Source organism: Pedobacter sp. KLB.chiD (assembly GCF_047040275.1).
Lineage (GTDB): Bacteria > Bacteroidota > Bacteroidia > Sphingobacteriales > Sphingobacteriaceae > Pedobacter.
The window spans coordinates 3,285,823-3,301,126 of sequence record NZ_CP178207.1 but is presented as its reverse complement, the minus strand read 5'-3'; the positions used below and the strand labels follow the sequence as shown (position 1 = coordinate 3,301,126).

Sequence of the window (15,304 nt, the reverse complement as noted above, 5' to 3'; positions counted from 1 at the left end):
ATTGCCCGAAAACAAAGTAGCCACAGGGTTAAACTGAAAATTAGTCGCCACGGAACAGCGCGCTACGCAAATAGAAGAATGTCAAAATATCATTAAATTAGTTCAAAACTATCGTTTATGGCTTATGAAATAAAACAAAATCATTTTCCATTTAAAAATGAAACTGATTTAATTATTAATGCTGCAATTGAAGTCCATAGAGATTTGGGCTTTGGTTTTCTGGAAATTGTTTACAAGGATGCCATTTGTGTTGAGTTGGAAAGCCGGGGCTATCATTATGAACGTGAAAAGCAATACCCTGTTTATTATAAAGAAATTTTGCTGCCACATAATTTCTACGCTGATTTCATTGTTTTTGATTCTGTTAAGAAGTCAAATCTAAAAGTGGAATTGCTAATGAAGATTTGGCCCAAACTATTAATTATTTAAAGTGCTCCGGCTGTACTGTTGGTTTGATTTTAAATTTCGGTAAACCAACTTTGGAGATCCGACGAGTTGTTTTATGAAAAATGCCTCCGTGTTAGCTGTGTTTCCGTGGCAAAAAGTGAATGTACTCTTTTTAGGTTTTTGAAAGCAATCATATAACAGAAAACTCCAGGATACATTTATCATTCCTTTGTAAACACTAATACAAACCCTTAAACCATCAAACCAAAACAACATCTATACCGTATATTGAAGTATGAAAACGATGTTAAATAAACTATTTTTGCTTTCAGCTGTTATTTTAATTACCGGGCTTTCTGCCTGTGCGCAAAAGCAGGATAAGAAAGAGACAAAACAGGCAACAGACGCAACACAAATTATACCCAAGAAAAAGATGAACTGGAATCCATTAACTCCCGAAGAAGAAAGGGTAATTGTACATAAAGGTACCGAGTATCCGGGCACAGGTAAATATGAGCATACTACAGATAAGGGAACTTACACTTGTAAACGTTGTAATGCGCCACTTTACCGCTCAGAAAGTAAGTTCGATGCGCATTGTGGCTGGCCTGCTTTTGATGATGAAATTAAAGGCGCTGTTAAGCGTATTCCGGATGCCGATGGCTCGCGTACAGAAATTGTTTGCGCCAACTGTGGCGCGCATCTTGGTCACGTGTTTTTGGGTGAAGGATTTACCAATAAAGACACCCGTCATTGCGTAAATTCGATCTCGATGAACTTTGTACCAGATCAAAAATAAGGTAGATGTAGAAGGGTTAGGTAGGGGCGTAAGGCGATAAGCTTTACGCCTTTTTTAATGCACAAAAATGAGCTGTTTTTCCACAAATTATTGATTATAAACTAAATGCTTATATTTGCAGGCTCGATAAATAAAATTTAGCCTATGAGATATCTGCTGTTATTAAGTTTTTGTTTCCTGTTTTTACAAGGTAAAGCACAAAATTCTGGATCTTCAAATGAACCGGATAGTATCAAAAAAACAGTTCTCGCGACTTATTATCACAGAAAATTCGAAGGTCGCCGCACCACCAGCGGCGCTAAGTACCGCGCCAAAAAGCTAACAGCCGCCCACCGCACCTTGCCCATGGGAACGATGGTTACCGTAACCAATCCTGATAACGGAAAATCAGTAATCGTTAAGGTAAACGATCGTGGCCCTTTTTCCAAAAGATTGGCTATTGATCTGTCTGAACGTGCTGCAAAACAGATCGGTATCTACCGCAAAGGCATCGCAAAGGTAAGTCTGAGTTATACCATTGAATAATACGCTTTTTAGCATCATTAAAACCTCAAAATACTCCTAAAATTTAAGTTATTAACACTTATTTTGGTTTGCTAAAGCCTTGAAAACAAACGATTAGCTTTTTTTTCGCTTGAAAATGATATTGAGCTGATCGTTTTTTCCCCTTTATTGGGCGGGGTGTTAACAACTTTGGTTCACAAAAAATGGCCACCGTATATATATTTGTTATAACAAAGTTCTTTAACTTCTTGCGTTTGGAAACAAATATAAAAGCTTAATTTTTAGTTAATTGTAAGTAGATCTCTCAGATTATCATTCTAAATTTTCGCAACTAAAAATTCAGTTGTTTACCAGGCAATAGGGTTAGCACTTTCACAGCAGCGTTTTGAGCAAGACATTACAATCATCATATATAAATTGGTGGATGCATGTCTTTGTCGGCTCTGTAAAAAAATAAAGATTTTAAAAACCTCAGCATATGGAACAGGAATTATTACTACAAGAAAACAAAGACAGGTTTGTGCTTTTGCCGATTAAGTATCCGAAAGTTTGGGAGATGTATAAAAGAACGGAGGCCAGTTTCTGGACAGCCGAAGAAATCGACCTTTCTGATGACCTTAAGCATTGGGAAAACCTTAACGACGGTGAAAGACATTTCATATCTCATATTTTAGCCTTTTTTGCGGCCAGTGATGGTATTGTAAACGAAAATCTTGCAGTAAACTTCATGAGTGAAGTTCAGATTCCGGAAGCGCGCTGCTTTTACGGTTTCCAGATCATGATGGAAAATATCCATTCAGAAACTTATGCCTTATTAATCGATACCTACATTAAAGATCCGGAAGAAAAAGATCGCTTGTTCCATGCTATTGATACTGTTCCGGCCGTAAAAAGAAAGGCTGAGTGGGCTTTGCGCTGGATTGATAACGGAACTTTTGCAGAACGTTTAGTGGCTTTTGCTGCAGTTGAAGGTATTTTCTTCAGCGGTAGCTTCTGTTCAATTTTCTGGTTAAAGAAACGCGGTTTAATGCCGGGCTTAACTTTCAGTAACGAGTTGATATCAAGAGATGAGGGTTCTCACTGCGAATTTGCCTGCTTGTTATACAGTATGTTGAGCAATAAATTGAGTGAAGAACAGGTGCATGGCATTATCAGCGATGCAGTTGAAATTGAAAAAGAGTTTATCACCGATGCATTGCCGGTTGCCCTGATTGGTATGAATGCAAAATTAATGAGCCAGTATATCGAGTTTGTGGCCGATAGGTGGTTACAGGAATTAGGTTATAAAAAAATATACAACGCAACCAATCCTTTCGACTTTATGGAGATGATCTCGTTGCAGGGTAAAACCAATTTCTTTGAAAAACGTGTTGGCGACTATCAGAAAAGTGGTGTATTAACCGCTGCCGATAACAAAGCCCAGGCGTTTTCTTTAGATGAAGACTTCTAAGGTAGAAGGTTAGAAGGTTGAGGGTGGAAGGTTTAATCTTGATATTAGATACTTAAATCTTGCTACTTGATACCGATTACTTAATACTACTAAAATAAATAACAAAAAATATAAAGGCGGATATCAAGTCCTGATACTTAATAACCGCTACTAAATATTAACTAATAATCTCATAAAATATGTTCGTACTAAAAAGAGATGGCCGGAAAGAACCGGTGCAATTTGACAAAATCACAGCGCGTATTCAAAAACTTTGCTATGGTTTAAATTCAGATCTTGTTGATCCGATTGACGTTGCCAAAAAGGTAATCGAAGGTTTATACGATGGGGTAACCACTTCGGAGTTGGACAACCTTGCTGCAGAAACTGCTGCCTCGTTAACCACAAAACACCCTGATTATGCTCTGTTGGCCTCGCGCATCGCGGTTTCCAATTTACATAAAAACACTACTAAGTCATTCTCGGGTACGATGAAAATGTTGTACGAATATTTCGACCCGAAAGCGCAGAAAGAGGCTCCTCTTATCGCTGATGATATTTATGAGATCATTGAAAAAAACAAGGATATTTTAGATAGTTCGATTATTTATGACCGCGATTTCGGCTTCGATTATTTCGGTTTTAAAACTTTAGAAAAATCGTACCTGTTAAAAGTTAACGGTCAGATTGTAGAACGTCCTCAGCATTTGTTTATGCGTGTTTCGGTTGGTATCCACAAAGAAGATATCGAAAGCGCCATTAAAACCTATAACTTAATGAGCGAGCGTTGGTTTACACATGCTACACCAACTTTGTTCAATGCAGCTACACCTAAACCTCAAATGTCGTCGTGTTTCCTGTTAACCATGCAGGATGACAGCATCGAAGGTATTTACGATACATTAAAGCAAACCGCTAAAATTTCGCAAAGTGCAGGTGGTATTGGTTTAAGCATTCATAATATCCGTGCTACGGGTTCATACATCGGGGGTACAAACGGTACAAGTAACGGTATTATCCCGATGTTACGCGTATTTAATGACACCGCCCGTTATGTAGATCAGGGTGGAGGTAAACGTAAAGGCGCTTTTGCGATTTATCTGGAGCCTTGGCATGCAGATGTTTTTGAGTTTTTAGATTTACGTAAAAACCACGGTAAAGAAGAAATGCGTGCGCGCGATTTATTCTATGCCCTATGGATCAACGATTTATTTATGCAACGTGTTAAAGATAACGGCGAATGGACGTTATTCTGCCCGCACGAAGCACCAGGTTTGGCAGATTGTTTCGGTGCGGCATTCGAAGAATTGTATACTAAATACGAAGCAGAAGGCCGTGGCCGTAAAACCATTAAAGCACAGGAACTTTGGTTTGCCATCTTAGATTCGCAGATCGAAACCGGTACACCTTATATGTTGTTTAAAGATGCAGCCAACAGCAAATCTAATCAGCAGAACTTAGGTACCATTAAAAGTTCTAACCTGTGTACCGAAATTATCGAGTACACTTCTAAAGATGAGGTTGCGGTTTGTAATTTAGCTTCGCTGGCATTACCTCGTTTTGTGATCAACGGTGCTTTCGATCACCAAAAATTATATGATGTAACTTATCAGGCTACTTTAAACCTGAATAAAATCATCGATCATAACTATTATCCTGTTCAGGAAGCCGAAAACTCTAACAGGCGTCATCGTCCGGTTGGTTTAGGGGTGCAAGGCTTAGCTGATGCCTTTATCCTGTTGCGTTTACCTTTCGAAAGCGATGAGGCTAAACGTTTGAACAAAGATATCTTCGAAACCATTTATTTCGCTTCGATGTCGGCTTCGCATGATCTGGCAGTGAAATACGGTCCTTACCAAACGTTTAAAGGCTCACCATTGTCTGAAGGTAAATTCCAGTTCGATTTGTGGAATGTAACACCAGACAGCGGCCGTTGGGATTGGGATACCTTGCGCGAAAAAGTAGTTAAAGATGGTGTGTACAACTCCTTATTGGTGGCTCCGATGCCAACTGCATCTACTTCGCAGATTTTGGGTAACAATGAGTGTTTCGAACCTTATACTTCTAACATTTATACCCGTAGGGTATTGAGTGGAGAGTTTGTGGTGGTAAACAAACATTTATTGAAAGATTTAGTAGCATTGGGTTTATGGAACAACGATATGAAAAACAAAATCATATTGGCAAACGGTTCAATCCAGGCTATTCCTGAAATTCCTGATTATATTAAAGAACTGTACAAAACCGTTTGGGAGATCAAGATGCGTAACATCATCGATATGGCTGCCGACCGTGGCGCTTATATCTGCCAGTCGCAATCATTAAATCTGTTTGTAAATGCGCCAAATACATCAAAATTAACTTCAATGCACTTTTACGCATGGGAGAAAGGTTTAAAAACCGGTATGTATTACCTGCGTACACAAGCAGCTTCTCAGGCAGTTAAATTTACAGTAGAGAATCAGGGCGGTAAAGCCATTGAGGCCGTTATCCCTGCCGAAATTCCACAAGATCAGGTAGCTGAGGAAATCATCACCGGTCCGGTTTGTACCATGGAAGAAGGTTGCATCAGCTGTTCTGGCTAGTCTCGCACAGTCGTCATGCTGAATAAGCCTGGAATGACGAATCTAATCATATCGTAAGGTTTTGGGCAAACGCTCAAAACCTTATTTTTTGTTTATATTTTTGTATTACGATAGGTTTTACCTCAAACCTGACACCTTATGCCTTCAACCTTGAAACATAGCAAACACGAAATCATTCCCTGCGAAAGATGCGGAAACGCTATTGAATGCAAGGCAAATTCCTATACCAAATGCCAGTGTAGCGTGGTGCAGCTCAGCATTAATGAAGTGCAATACATTTCCGAACTGTATGATGGCTGTCTTTGTGCGAAATGTCTGTTTGAGTTACAGCAAGACTACAGAGCTGAAATGAGGGTTTAATTTTTCTTCCATGGTCTGTGGTCCACAACCACCTTGTTAATGAATATCTTATTCATTCCGCTGTTCAGCTTCATGCAAATTGTCCCCAGATCAGGTCAGTTCCATAGGCCCGAAAAAGGACAGCTTTTTGCTTTTAATTGTTAAAACTACAATTAAAATTCCTGCAGCTGTTGCCTGTAAATAAAAAGGTCGTTTTTGGCTGTTTATAAGCGATTGGTTGAGCAGATCGTAAAAATGTCATCTGCATTGGTATTCCTCAAATCATTCAACTTAACCTTTCTTTAAGGCCTTAAATTCAATGCAAAAATAGTTCAAAATAGTTGTTCAATCTGGTACAAAGCACATCATTTGGTATCAATAGCATGCTTAATAAATGGTTTATCAGGCTTAAAAAACATTAAAAACATATAAATTATGGATGTTAAGGTATTCAACTTCCATTCGGCGCACATCTTTTGGTTGAAAGACTTTTAAAATTACCCATCGTATTCAGGAGGCTTTTAAGTAAAGTAACAGATATAATAAGCATCAAGGTTTGAATTATTTTGATGCTTTGCTATCTTTGTGGGGTGAATAAAGTTGTCCTTCTGCTACTTTTCCCGGTACTCATTTTTAACACCTCTGTACGAGAAGTTATAAAGGCGCCTCAGCTTGTTTTTCACTTTTTACAGCATCAGCAGCTCAACGCAGAAATCAGTTTTATAGATTTTCTTGAAATGCATTACTTCGGCCAGGACCCAAATGATAATGATGACGAGGAAGATATGAAACTCCCATTCAAAAAAATTGATGGTCATCACATTATTTCCGTAGGTGTTCCCGCAGAAAAATTTATATTACTAAAAGCGTTGTGCTTAAATATTTATACCAGAAAAATTTTCAATTACACCAATTGCTACAGTAATCCTGCTTTCGGAAGTCTATTTCGCCCACCCATTTCCATAGCCTAAATTTCTTTTCTAAAATTTTTCAGAACCGTTTCCGATGGCTTCTGGATTTGTCTGTTATTTTAATTTAAGTTATGATGTTAAATAAAATTATCGGTTTTTCCATCCGGAATAAACTGATCATTGCTTTGTTTGTATGCTCACTGATCGGGTGGGGGGCTTACGAGGTTACCAAGTTACCTATAGATGCACTTCCCGATATTACCGACAATCAGGTGCAGGTCATTACCGTTTCTCCATCTTTGGGCGCACCAGATATTGAGCGCCTCATTACATTTCCTATTGAGCAAGCCTGTAGCAGTATTTCAGGACTTAAACAGATCAGGAGCTTTTCACGTTTCGGACTTTCTTTGGTTACCATCGTTTTCAGTGAGGAAACCGATGTTTATTGGGCAAGGCAGCAAATTGCCGAACGTTTACAGCAGGTACAGCAGGAAATTCCGCAAGGTATAGGTTCTCCTGCAATGGCTCCTGTTTCAACCGGTTTGGGCGAAATATATCAATATGTAGTTCGGCCTAAAAAAGGCTATGAAGGCAAATTCAACGAACAGGAATTACGGACTATTCAGGATTGGATAGTAAGAAGGCAGCTTTTAGGTACGCCAGGTGTGGCAGAGGTATCTAGTTTTGGCGGCAGGCTGAAGCAATATGAAGTTGCGGTGAGGCAAGACCAACTTAAAGCCTATGGACTTACCATTGCTGATATATTCGATGCCCTCGAAAAAAACAATGAAAATACCGGTGGTGCATATATTGAAAAAGGACCAACTGTTTTATATATCAGAAGTGAAGGATTAACGACCAATCTGGCCGATATTGAAAAGATTGTGGTAAAAACACTTGATAATGGAATGCCTGTTTTAATGGGGCAGGTTGCAAAGGTTCAGTATGGCTCAGCAATACGTTATGGTGCCATGACCTATAATGCCCAGGGTGAAGTTGCAGGTGCTGTGGTGATGATGTTAAAGGGTGAAAATTCTTCTGTTGTAGTAAAACGGGTAAAGGATAAAATTGCGAAAATCCAAACTATGGTTCCTGATGGTGTGGTGATCGAGCCTTTTCTGGATCGAACAAAAATGGTTGATAATGCCATTAGTACGGTAGAAACCAACCTGATGGAAGGTGCACTGATTGTGATTTTTGTACTGGTGTTTTTCTTGGGGAATCTTCGTGCAGGTTTGATCGTATCCTCTGTGATCCCGCTATCCATGCTTTTTGCCATCATACTGATGAATAAGTTTGGCGTTGGCGGAAACCTGATGTCGCTTGGCGCGATAGATTTTGGTTTAATTGTAGATGGCTCTGTAATTGTGGTTGAGGCCATTCTTCACCGGTTCTCGCATAGCAAGCACTTCAGGGCTATTGGTAAGATAGACCAAAACCAGATGGACAATGAAGTGGAAAAATCAACCGGATCGATGATTAAATCGGCGGTATTCAGCCAGATTATTATTCTTATTGTTTATCTACCCATTCTATCGTTAGAAGGTATCGAAGGTAAAATGTTTAAACCCATGGCCTGGACCATTGCTTTTGCTATTCTCGGCGCATTTCTCTTGTCTATCACTTATGTGCCGATGATGTCGGCTTTATGCCTGAATAAAACCATAAGCCATAAGAAAAATCTAACAGATAAGTTGATGGCCTGGATAGAAAGAAAGTATCAGCCGATATTGAGTAAAGTACTTCGTTTTCCAAAAACTATTCTGCTGGTTACACTTTCCTTGTTCGCCATCTCCATCTTTATAATGGGCACACTTGGTGGTGAATTTATTCCACAGCTGGAAGAAGGAGATTTTGCTGTTGAAACCCGTTTGCTTACGGGTAGTAACCTGAACAATACAATCGAAACTACACAAAAAGCATCGAAAATTCTATTGGATCAGTTCCCTGAGGTGCAAAAAATAGTAACCAAAATAGGGAGTGCCGAAGTGCCGACAGATCCCATGCCTTTTGAAGCAGGAGATATGATGGTGATTTTAAAGCCTAAAAAAGAATGGACTTCTGCCAGATCATTTCCGGAGTTAAGCGCTAAAATGACCAAGGCAGTTGAAGTAATCCCTGGCATTACCGTAGGTTTTCAGTTTCCGGTACAAATGCGGTTTAACGAACTGATGACCGGTGCAAGGCAGGATGTGGTTTGTAAAATATTCGGGGAAGATCTGGATTCGCTGGCTGTTTACGCCAAACGTTTAGGGGCCATAATCGGTACTGTTAACGGGGCCATTAATGTTTACGAGGAGCAAGTTACCGGAATGCCTCAGGTGGTCATCAAATACAACCGCGATGGAATGGCTAAATATGGTATAAACGTAGGTGATGTAAACCGGGTGGTTAATACTGCTTTCGCGGGCCAGGTGGCCGGACAGGTTTACGAAGGAGAAAAACGTTTTGATATGGTGGTACGCCTTGATGAATCAGCCAGGAAGAACATTAAAGATGTGGAAAATCTGATGGTTTTAACCAAATCAGGTAATCAGGTGCCTTTGAGTATGGTTGCTAATATCGAAGAAGTGGAAGGGGTTAATCAGATTCAAAGAGAAGATACCAAACGCAGGATCATTGTTGGATTTAATGTTAAGGATAGGGATGTGCAGTCGATTGTAGAGGAATTACAGCAGAAAGCAGGTACTAAGCTCCACTTACCTAGGGGTTATACCATTTCTTATGGCGGCTCTTTCGAAAACATGACCGCAGCAAAATCACGCTTGGCGATTGTAGTGCCGATCGCATTGTTGCTAATTTTCTTACTCCTTTATTTTGCTTTCAGTTCTGTTAAACAGGGGCTTTTGATTTATACCGCTATTCCGCTTTCCGCAACCGGCGGCATATTTGCCTTATGGATCAGGGATCTGCCTTTCAGTATTTCTGCCGGTGTAGGTTTTATTGCCCTTTTTGGTGTAGCCGTATTGAATGGGATTTTACTGGTTTCAGAATTTAACCGGTTAAAAAAAGAAGGCTGGACAGATGTGAAACGAATTGTCATCCATGCAACAAAGTCAAAACTTCGTGCCGTTTTAATGACTGCGCTGGTCCCATCGCTTGGTTTTATCCCGATGGCCATTAGTACGGGAGCAGGTGGTGCGGTTCAAAAGCCACTGGCTACAGTGGTTATTGGCGGTTTATTAATCTCTACCTTATTAACATTATTTGTTTTGCCCATGTTATATATATTGTTTGAAAAAGGCTTTTCGTATTTCAAACCCCAAAATAAACTTGCCATAACTGCACTGATAATACTTTTAGGAACTTTCAATGCGAATGCTCAAAAGAATATCAGTTTAAAAGCAGCACTGGATACTGCTGTTAAAAACAACATATCACTGCAGATTGCCAAAAGCAACGTTCAGTATTATCAGCAAATCGCTAAAAGTAGTTTTGATGCGCCAAAAACAGGAATCAGTTTCGATTATGGTAAATTCAATAGTTTGGCGAATGACAATAAATTTTCTGTCATGCAAACATTTGATTTTCCAACGGTGTATGCCAGGCAATCTGCTGCTCACAAAACAAATTTGCGTATCAGCGAGATCGAAGTAGATGCCCGTCAGCTCGATTTGAAAACCGAAGTGAAATCAGCATACTACAACCTGTTATTGTTAAGTGAAAAACAGAAATTGTTACTTTGGGCCGATAGTGTTTATGGTGCATTTCTTGAGAAATCCACTCAGCGTTTTAAATCAGGTGATGTTGATTTACTTGAACTTCGTACCGTAGAAAATCAAAAACAACAAATTAACAATCAGCTTGAGTTGCTTAAAACAGATGATGTATTGATGCAAAACAGGTTTAAATTTTTATTAAATACTAATGAAAACCTGCTGCCAAAGGCTGATAGTCTGCTTTACTCCACTGCGCTTTTATTTAGGGAGGAACAGATCAACCATCCTTTGCTGAAATTAGGAGAGGAACAATTGGTTTTGGCCAGACAACAAAAAGCACTCGAAAAAAGCAAATTGATGCCTTCATTAAGTTTTGGTTACAATAATTCGAGTATTATTGGTTGGCAAACCAACAGTATTGGGGCAGAACAGTATTTCGATAAAAGTAAAAGGTTTTCTTCAGTTAGTGTTGGTATCGGGATTCCAATTTTTTTTGGTGCGCAAAATTCCCGTATTAAAGCCAATGGCATCCTCATCCAACAGCGTGAAAAAGAATTGGCCTTAACAAAAAAAACTTTGGATAATAATTTAATAAACGCAGTTGAACGTTATACCCGGCTTGAAAAACTGATCAACTCTTACCATAAAATCGCGTTAAGGAACGCTGATGATATTTTCAGAACGGCTTCTGATAAACTCAATGCTGGTGAGATCGCCTATCTGGATTGGGTGATTTTGGTTAACCAGTTTATTCAGGTGAAAGCAGAATATTATGATAAAGTACAACAATTTAACGAAGCCGCATTTGAAATTGAACGTATTACAGCAACAGATAAATAAGATAAAATGAAAACTCAAATATTAGCCGCATTGGTTTGCATGTCACTTTTACTGGCCTGCAGCAATGGAGATCAAAAAGAAACTGTTCAGTCTGAAAAACCTGCAGCAGTACATACAGACCAGGTGCAACTTACCGATGCACAGGCAAAAAATGCTGGAATTCTAACCGGTAAAGTAATACAAAAAACTATGCATAGCACCATTAATGTTAACGGAGTTGTGGATGTGCCGCCAGAAAATACCTATTCTGTTAGTGTGCCTATGGGTGGCTATATTAAAAAAATGATTATTATGCCTGGAATGTTCGTTAAAAAGGGAGCTGTTTTAGCTATGGTTGAGGATCAACAGTACATTCAACTCCAACAAGATTATCTAACTTCTCAAAACAGACTGAAGTTTTTAGCAGTAGATTATGCCAGGCAAAAGGGATTAAATCAAACAAAGGCAACCAGCGATAAAATCTTTCAGCAAACCGAGAGCGATTATAACAACCAAAAAGTTTTGGCAAAAGCACTTGCCCAAAAATTGAGGTTAATTGGCATCAATCCCGAAACCTTAAATGAAAATTCGATAAGCCGTAATATCAAAATTTATTCTCCCATTAGCGGCTATGTTACCAAAGTTAATGTAAACACGGGCAAATTTGTTAATGCAACCGATATTTTATTTGAATTAATTGGGCCCGGAGAACTACACGCGAACCTCACTGTACTTGAAAAAGATGCAGCCAGTTTAAAAACAGGACAGGAGGTTATCTGTAACACGACGACAAACCCCGAAAAGAAATATATCGCTAAAATACATCTGATTACGCCAAATATTGAAGACGACCGGACTACCACCGTGCATTGCGATATCCAAAATTCAGATCATAAATTATTACCAGGCTCATTTCTAAACGCAGCCATTGCTATCGGCAACGAAACTGTTGATGCTTTACCAGAAGATGCTGTAGTTAAATGGGAAAATAAATATTACATTTTTGAGGAAGTTGGCCATCAACTGTACAAAATGGTTCCTGTAGAAATTGGAACAACCATGGATGGATTTATAGAAATTAAAACCAATAAAAAGCCTGGGATTGTGGTAACAAAAAATGCCTATGCCATTTTGATGAAAATGAAAAACGGAGGAGAGGAAGGCGAATAACCTGGGGCTGAATATTGAATATTTGAATATGTTACACAATGCCTCAAAGAGAAATAAATAGGAAAATTTGCAGCGTATTTTCGTTTTTTAAGCTTGAATTTAAAAACAAAGTACCTGGTTGATATACAAATGAATTAAACTGATATAAAATAACATTTACAATTTTATGCCGTTCTACTTTTAAACAAAATAGTAACTTTGCATCCGATTTAGAATGATAGCATTTTGAATGGCTGAATGATATTGTAATGCGTTCGTTCACTCATTCTCTCAACCAATAATTTTAAAAAATGAAGAAGGTAAAAGTTGGCCTGGTGCAGATGAGCTGTACTAAAGATAAGCAGGAGAATTTAGATAAGGCCATTATGAAGGTAAGGGAAGCCGCTGCTAAAGGTGCACAGATTGTGTGTTTGCAGGAACTTTTTACATCCTTATACTTCTGCGATGTGGAAGATTACGATAACTTCAACCTGGCAGAAGCAATCCCAGGCCCATCAACTGATGCTTTGCAGATCGTTGCAAAAGAATTAGGGGTGGTGATTATTGCTTCGCTGTTTGAAAAACGCGCAGAAGGTTTATACCACAATACTACTGCTGTTTTAGATGCTGATGGATCATATTTAGGTAAGTATCGTAAAATGCACATTCCTGATGATCCGGCTTACTACGAGAAATTTTACTTTACTCCAGGCGATTTAGGTTATAAGGTTTTCCAAACCAAATTTGCGAAGATCGGTATTTTAATCTGCTGGGATCAGTGGTATCCGGAGGCATCACGTATTACGGCATTAATGGGGGCCGATATCATGTTTTATCCAACAGCAATTGGTTGGGCAACCGATCAGGATGAAGAAACCAACCAGGATCAGTACAATGCCTGGCAAACCATTCAACGCTCGCACGCTGTGGCCAATGGCGTTCCCGTAGTAAGTGTAAACAGAGTTGGTTTTGAACAGGATGGTGCCATGAAATTCTGGGGTGGAAGTTTTGCTACCAATGCGCAGGGCCGTTTACTTTATTTAGCTTCGCATGATCAGGAAGAAACTGAAGTAGTGGAACTAGACCTGGATCAGAGCGATTTTATGCGCAAACACTGGCCGTTTTTAAGAGACAGAAGAATTGATTCGTATCAACCGATTACTAAAAGATATATTGATGGGGATTAAGCGGAAAGGTTAAAGACCAAAGCTTAAAGCGAACAACTATGGAGGATTCTTTATTTTAATAAACCTCCAAAATCGTCATTTCGAGCGGAGTGAAACGGAGGCGAGAAATCTAATCTTCAGTTTTTGTCAATAGATCTCTCCATTGCGCTGCGCTTCAGTCGAGATGACGAACATCCAAATCCATGGTTCGTGTCCTCACGAACCATTCATTTTATAAATTAAAATTAGATGTCAAACTTTCCGCCAAGAAAAGATTTAAATATCAATCATTTCGATTATTCTCCAAAAAAGCAAGGATATGCTTTCCCAGCCGAGTGGGCTAAACATGAGGCTACCTGGTTAAGTTGGCCGCACAAAGAGGCCAGTTGGCCGGGCAAGATCGAAACTATTTATGCTCCTTATTGCCAGTTTATTAAAGTGGTGGCCGGGGGCGAGAAAGTACGGATCAACGTAAAAGACGAAGAAATGAAAGCTTTTGCCGTTGCCGAACTTCAAAAAGTAGATGCCGATTTAACGCAGATCGAATTTTATTTCAATGAAACCAACGATGCCTGGTGCCGCGATCATGGGCCTGCATTTGTGGTTAAAGGTAACGAAAAAGCAGTGGTAGATTGGGGTTATAATGCCTGGGGCGGTAAATATCCACCTTTTGACCTGGATGACGTGGTGCCAACTAAAATTGCAAAACATTTTAATTTACCCTTATTCAATCCAGATATTGTAATGGAAGGTGGTTCCGTAGAATTTAATGGCGCAGGAACGGTTTTAACCACTACAGCCTGTCTGTTGAATGAGAATCGTAATCCACATTTAACAAAGGAGCAGATAGAACAATATTTGCTCGAATATTATGGTCAGGATCAGGTGTTATGGCTGGGCGATGGCATTGTAGGCGACGATACTGATGGCCACATTGACGATATTACCCGTTTTGTAAACGAAGATACCGTTTTAACCGTGGTAGAAAGTAATCCTTTGGATGAAAACTATGTGTTGCTACAGGAAAATTTATCGGCACTAAAAGAAATGAAGTTAAAAGATGGCAGGCCGTTAAATATTGTTGAATTGCCTATGCCTTCACCCGTAATTTATGATGACACCCGTTTACCGGCCTCTTATGCCAATTTTTACATTGCCAATTCGGCAGTAATTGTTCCCGTTTTTGGTGATGTGAACGACCAGAAAGCTTTGGATATTATTCAGGGCTGTTTTCCTGACCGCAAGGTAGTAGGAATCAACTCTGTTGATATTATCTGGGGTTTGGGTAGTTTTCATTGCCTGAGCCAACAAGAACCGGCGGTTTAAGTTTTGAGTTTGCAGTTTCAGGTTTTCAGTCTTTAGCAATTCAGCAGTTAACAATTTATATCCAATCCGATTGTCATCCTAAGCCTGTCGAAGGACTTTCGGTAAGCTCAACTTGAGAACATCAGGAAGGAATATTTTTATTAACTTTATGCTTCTGAATATTGCTAATGATTAGGATACATAATTATTTTGTCTACATTTTGGATTGTGCGGATAAAAGTTATTATGTAG

General features: G+C 39.2%; 12 protein-coding genes. All 12 read left to right on the top strand.

The window, feature by feature from the left end; genetic code table 11:
* Nucleotides 1–117: 117 nt before the first annotated feature.
* The 12 genes from ACK1I8_RS13510 (at nt 118) to ACK1I8_RS13455 (ending at nt 15,073) form a co-directional block, all read left to right on the top strand.
* Entirely contained in the window at nt 118–429 is a 312-nt protein-coding gene (locus ACK1I8_RS13510; RefSeq protein WP_412465893.1) for a GxxExxY protein, read from the top strand.
* Nucleotides 405–506, top strand: coding sequence for a GxxExxY protein (locus tag ACK1I8_RS13505; RefSeq protein WP_412465892.1), 102 nt, complete (start codon nt 405–407; stop codon nt 504–506). Before ACK1I8_RS13510 ends, ACK1I8_RS13505 begins: the two co-directional genes overlap by 25 nt.
* Before the next feature lie 176 nt (nt 507–682).
* Nucleotides 683–1,186: a methionine-R-sulfoxide reductase gene (locus ACK1I8_RS13500; protein ID WP_412465891.1), complete on the top strand. Its 504-nt coding sequence runs from the start codon at nt 683–685 to the stop codon at nt 1,184–1,186.
* Between the two features lie 144 nt (nt 1,187–1,330).
* Entirely contained in the window at nt 1,331–1,711 is a 381-nt protein-coding gene (locus ACK1I8_RS13495; protein ID WP_412465890.1) for a septal ring lytic transglycosylase RlpA family protein, read from the top strand.
* Nucleotides 1,712–2,168: 457 nt separating this feature from the next.
* The gene (locus ACK1I8_RS13490; RefSeq protein ID WP_090771670.1) at nt 2,169–3,140 is read left to right on the top strand and encodes a ribonucleoside-diphosphate reductase small subunit; all 972 of its coding nucleotides are present in this window, start codon (nt 2,169–2,171) and stop codon (nt 3,138–3,140) included.
* A gap of 179 nt (nt 3,141–3,319) precedes the next feature.
* A complete protein-coding gene (locus ACK1I8_RS13485) occupies nt 3,320–5,704 on the top strand; it encodes a ribonucleoside-diphosphate reductase subunit alpha (RefSeq protein ID WP_412465889.1) in 2,385 nt (794 codons plus the stop codon).
* A gap of 138 nt (nt 5,705–5,842) precedes the next feature.
* The gene (locus tag ACK1I8_RS13480; protein WP_412465888.1) at nt 5,843–6,064 is read left to right on the top strand and encodes a cysteine-rich CWC family protein; all 222 of its coding nucleotides are present in this window, start codon (nt 5,843–5,845) and stop codon (nt 6,062–6,064) included.
* A 569-nt stretch (nt 6,065–6,633) separates the two neighbouring features.
* Complete coding sequence (locus ACK1I8_RS13475; RefSeq protein ID WP_412465887.1) at nt 6,634–7,014, top strand: hypothetical protein; 381 nt, start codon at nt 6,634–6,636, stop codon at nt 7,012–7,014.
* A gap of 71 nt (nt 7,015–7,085) precedes the next feature.
* Nucleotides 7,086–11,453 carry a CusA/CzcA family heavy metal efflux RND transporter gene (locus tag ACK1I8_RS13470; RefSeq protein ID WP_412465886.1) on the top strand — a complete coding sequence of 1,456 codons (4,368 nt, stop codon included), beginning with the start codon at nt 7,086–7,088 and terminating at the stop codon, nt 11,451–11,453.
* Between the two features lie 6 nt (nt 11,454–11,459).
* Nucleotides 11,460–12,602, top strand: coding sequence for an efflux RND transporter periplasmic adaptor subunit (locus ACK1I8_RS13465; protein ID WP_412465885.1), 1,143 nt, complete (start codon nt 11,460–11,462; stop codon nt 12,600–12,602).
* Nucleotides 12,603–12,892: 290 nt separating this feature from the next.
* Complete coding sequence (locus tag ACK1I8_RS13460) at nt 12,893–13,768, top strand: carbon-nitrogen hydrolase (RefSeq protein ID WP_412465884.1); 876 nt, start codon at nt 12,893–12,895, stop codon at nt 13,766–13,768.
* A gap of 228 nt (nt 13,769–13,996) precedes the next feature.
* Nucleotides 13,997–15,073 (top strand): agmatine/peptidylarginine deiminase, encoded by a 1,077-nt coding sequence (locus ACK1I8_RS13455; RefSeq protein ID WP_412465883.1) that lies wholly within the window; start codon nt 13,997–13,999, stop codon nt 15,071–15,073.
* The last annotated feature ends 231 nt before the right edge of the window (nt 15,074–15,304 follow it).

Excerpts from the sequence above, each read along its gene's own strand:
- ACK1I8_RS13465 (WP_412465885.1), top strand. The coding sequence starts at position 11,460 with ATGAAAACTCAAATATTAGCCGCATTGGTTTGCATGTCACTTTTACTG.
- ACK1I8_RS13460 (WP_412465884.1), top strand. The coding sequence starts at position 12,893 with ATGAAGAAGGTAAAAGTTGGCCTGGTGCAGATGAGCTGTACTAAAGAT.
- ACK1I8_RS13510 (WP_412465893.1), top strand. The coding sequence starts at position 118 with ATGGCTTATGAAATAAAACAAAATCATTTTCCATTTAAAAATGAAACT.
- ACK1I8_RS13470 (WP_412465886.1), top strand. The coding sequence starts at position 7,086 with ATGATGTTAAATAAAATTATCGGTTTTTCCATCCGGAATAAACTGATC.
- ACK1I8_RS13500 (WP_412465891.1), top strand. The coding sequence starts at position 683 with ATGAAAACGATGTTAAATAAACTATTTTTGCTTTCAGCTGTTATTTTA.
- ACK1I8_RS13495 (WP_412465890.1), top strand. The coding sequence starts at position 1,331 with ATGAGATATCTGCTGTTATTAAGTTTTTGTTTCCTGTTTTTACAAGGT.
- ACK1I8_RS13485 (WP_412465889.1), top strand. The coding sequence starts at position 3,320 with ATGTTCGTACTAAAAAGAGATGGCCGGAAAGAACCGGTGCAATTTGAC.
- ACK1I8_RS13480 (WP_412465888.1), top strand. The coding sequence starts at position 5,843 with ATGCCTTCAACCTTGAAACATAGCAAACACGAAATCATTCCCTGCGAA.
- ACK1I8_RS13455 (WP_412465883.1), top strand. The coding sequence starts at position 13,997 with ATGTCAAACTTTCCGCCAAGAAAAGATTTAAATATCAATCATTTCGAT.
- ACK1I8_RS13490 (WP_090771670.1), top strand. The coding sequence starts at position 2,169 with ATGGAACAGGAATTATTACTACAAGAAAACAAAGACAGGTTTGTGCTT.